The 3,367-nt window shown below is 52.7% G+C and carries 5 protein-coding genes; all 5 read right to left on the reverse strand.

The features are described from left to right. Positions 1 to 76 precede the first annotated feature (76 nt). The 5 genes from QJT78_RS49605 to QJT78_RS49625 are packed head-to-tail and all read right to left on the reverse strand — an operon-like array spanning position 77 to position 2,978. Positions 77 to 451, reverse strand: coding sequence for an AAA family ATPase (locus QJT78_RS49605; protein ID WP_281460806.1), 375 nt, complete (start codon positions 449 to 451; stop codon positions 77 to 79). Positions 452 to 457: 6 nt separating this feature from the next. Further along, positions 458 to 1,153, reverse strand: a complete 696-nt coding sequence (locus QJT78_RS49610; RefSeq protein ID WP_141379388.1) for a hypothetical protein — start codon at positions 1,151 to 1,153, stop codon at positions 458 to 460. Further along, a complete protein-coding gene (locus QJT78_RS49615; protein WP_038945248.1) occupies positions 1,150 to 2,274 on the reverse strand; it encodes a DUF3800 domain-containing protein in 1,125 nt (374 codons plus the stop codon). The genes QJT78_RS49610 and QJT78_RS49615 overlap by 4 nt, the downstream gene beginning before the upstream one ends. Positions 2,275 to 2,286: 12 nt before the next feature. Next, positions 2,287 to 2,607, reverse strand: a complete 321-nt coding sequence (locus tag QJT78_RS49620) for a helix-turn-helix transcriptional regulator (RefSeq protein ID WP_011084909.1) — start codon at positions 2,605 to 2,607, stop codon at positions 2,287 to 2,289. Beyond that, complete coding sequence (locus QJT78_RS49625) at positions 2,604 to 2,978, reverse strand: type II toxin-antitoxin system RelE/ParE family toxin (protein WP_014497752.1); 375 nt, start codon at positions 2,976 to 2,978, stop codon at positions 2,604 to 2,606. Before QJT78_RS49625 ends, QJT78_RS49620 begins: the two co-directional genes overlap by 4 nt. Positions 2,979 to 3,367 lie beyond the last annotated feature (389 nt).

The raw sequence follows: 3,367 nt of genomic DNA on the forward strand, positions 1-3,367 counted from the left end.
GCCGAAAGTCATCGCCGGTGTAAAGTTCATCGACGGAATCGAAGTCATTCCGAACACTGAAAGCCACGCCGCCTGATCAGGCCGCGTCACCCAAAATCAGCCATAGCTCCTCGCCATGCCAACCGCGAGTATAGTTTCCGTAGCGGTCGTTCCGCAGAAATTCGGAGGGAATATCCGCCAATGTGACGGTTATTGATATCGGGTTTTTCTTTGGATCCACGTCATAAAAGTCAGCATCATCGAACATCACACCGTTCCTGGATGCGAAGACCAGTTCGATGGCATCCAAGATTGTCGTCTTGCCAGAATCCCCGCTTCCGATAAGGCAATTGATTCCTGGCCTTGGCTGCCAGTCCAATCGCTTTATGCCCCGGAAATTGTCAATCTCGACACGTACGATTCGCAAATCAGTTGTCTCCCCGTATGAAACAACCTTAACACGGGGAGCCATCTCGGCCTAGGTGAACCCGAAGAAATGGATTTCTTCCGATCGCCTGACCTTGCTTTCCGGTATGCGCTCACGGCCATCGGAATCAATCAGACCACCCTTGACCTCGATTTCCCCACTCTCAGGGGCGCAGCGCCATCGGGGTCCTTTACACCACATTCCCATGATCCCCCTCCCCTCGTTTTCGATCCACCTTTGCACAACAAGCTCTGGCTGGCTGGAAATGAGAACTTCCTCCCCTACCCATACCTTTGATGATGGTGCGTCCAAGGAAATCCCAACATCCGCCAAACCCATTTCACTTGCGAACTTACTCCTACGTTCAAACCCAGGAGGGTTGGCCTCGGCGAATCGCATCAAATTCGGTCTAAGTAGGCGGATGACCTGTTTAGTCGCTTCGAAGCCGAGCTCGGGCTCCTGCCAATACCGGCCTCTCAGGCCATCAGATGAATTGTAGAACAGATCAAAGGTCTGCGGGTATACCGAGACACGGAAGCATACCTGTCGAGCGGAGCGCTCCGGATGATTTCTTGGGTTCGCCGTATGGTATGGCTCCAACCAAGTTCTCAAGACTGTGGCTTCAGACGCTATAGATCTTGCAATTGCTTCAAAGGCAAGATCACCATCTAAATACTCCCGACGTTCAGCTGAGAAGTTCGAAGTATCCCACCCTCGCGAATGCCGATTATTGATCGCCTCGTTCATGCAACGTGAGCCCCATCTGGAAAGCGAAGAAACAGATCAAGCTTATCTATGTCGTGCACACTGGCGACATGATGAAGGAACGTGACATTGGCTGCATGCGAAGCTGAGATGAGGTCCGACAAGAGTTTTGCGTTCTCCAGGCTCGTCCCGGCCAGAGCCTCTCGATCCGCAGCGACGTCCTCATGACCCGTGTTCGTAAAGTAGGTGTGCATCTTTCCTAAGACGCCCACAATAACGTCTGAGATCTGAAGCCCTAGCTCGGCTTTGGAATCCGCAAATCGGAAGTTCGCAACCGGTTTCCCCTGGCTGGTCAGAGGTGTTTCCAGCAGGCGGTCGTGGATGACCTTCTCCATGTCGAAGATGTGGGTCGAATTCTTGAAGATCGCGATACGTCCCTGGTAAAAGGTACTGAACTCATCGATGAGCAGGTTCGGGTAATAACCTTCAATGAACTCCAGACTCGCCAGCGCCCGTCCGGCCTGCAGTACACCTTTCAACATCATTGCATTGAAATGCGGGAGGACATCACTGTTACGTTCGAGAATCTCAATGAGCCTGTCGAGGAAGGGTCTCCGCCCCTCGGGTGATAACCCCGGATAGCCGAAATCGTGAAATAGCTGGATGGTTGCGGCCAGTTCGCAGCGCAGCACTGCGACGAGGTCGCTTTTCAGCAAGACGTGGTATTGCAAGAGCATCGGATTGCCAAGTTCAGGCACGATCGAATCGATGATATCTGCAACTGACCAGTAGAATGGATCCAGCTCGTGATAGTGGATCATCAACCCGTTATCGATAAGCCATCGAAGGAACGTGGTCAGCTTTCGGGAGCGAAGAACGTCAAGAAAGTTACCCTTGGCGACATGCTCCAGTTTGATTTCCGGAGCCGTCTTCTGGATACGCATCGCTTCTCGAAGCGATTGAATCTCAATCGGTCGCGGTGCTCCTTCATGCACAATGCCGCCGAGGACGAATACCTTCAGCTCAGCAACGTTCAAACGTCCATCGTCAATATACAACTTGCGGATATTGTTGGTCTCATCGTGATAAAACGTATAGACGCCGTCGGCCTTGGTCAAACCATGTAGCTGGATTTCAGCATCCCGAAGTTCGTCAATATCCATCCATTCCCACTCTTAGGCCGCAGCTCGCGAGGATGCGCGACGAACGGGCTTATGACGGATAACGACGTCCACACGATAATTAAGCCGATCTAGGCATCGAACAATCCTGTCGATCGAGAACTTCCCTACGCGGCCGGTCACTAGGGCAGATACATCAGGCTGTTTAAGGCCTAGCAGTTCGGCAGCCTTTGTCTGAGTCAACTTGCGACGTTTGATGATCGCACGAAGCTCACGAATAAGTTTGGCTTTGAGGAGTTCTTCCTCAGGATTGGCAAAGCCAAGGTCAGCGAAAATATTATCGCTGCCTGCGGTTGCTTTAATTGCCTTACTCATTTCTTGCCTCCTTTTCCGTAGTTCTCTTGGTAATGAGCCTCGGCTGCCTTCAACCGGGCCTGAATTACCAAGATGTCGTGCTTCGGAGTCTCAATCCCCTTCTTCGACTTCTTTTGGAAGGCATGAAGGACATAGATAACGCCAGCGAAGCGTACGGTGTAGACGGCACGGAACGTATCGCCATCTTCATCGTCGATGACCTCCAGTACACTCCGGCCACCAAAGCCCTTTAAGGCCTTGGCACGAGGATGCTCGTCGCCGTTTTGTGCATCATTGATCGCAAACCCCATGACGCGGCGAACCTCGTCCGGGAAAGCTCGTAGATCGTCCTTTGACGATCCGATCCAAACTACGGGCTTCTGTGTGGTCATTCGCCCTTCTCTTATAGCACTACTGCTATAATTTTGCAAGGGTTTCCTGACGGGCCTATAAATGGCGAATTTCCGCCACTGCCCGTCGACGACCTCTCCGATCCTGTCCATCAACGTCGCTAGGCGTACTTTTGATGGCCTCGATCTTGGGTTGAAGCTATGGTGATCGCCACTGGGGAGGGGGCAATATCCTCATAAATCGAACCGGAACGAATGGTCTAGCTGTGGCGACTGATTGATCGGGGCGCTTTGGGCGCGTCAAAGTGATCAGCGAGGACCGGAGAGCTGGCCCCGGTTGTTTGGACAGCGCCCCGCTGGATTTAAGTGGATTCCTGCCGGGTTATGCTGAACGCGGGGCTTTACGGTTTTGTCGTTGCGTCGGGAGGGCG

It is taken from the genome of Bradyrhizobium sp. Mp27 (genome assembly GCF_029953005.1).
GTDB classification, from domain to species: domain Bacteria; phylum Pseudomonadota; class Alphaproteobacteria; order Rhizobiales; family Xanthobacteraceae; genus Bradyrhizobium; species Bradyrhizobium barranii.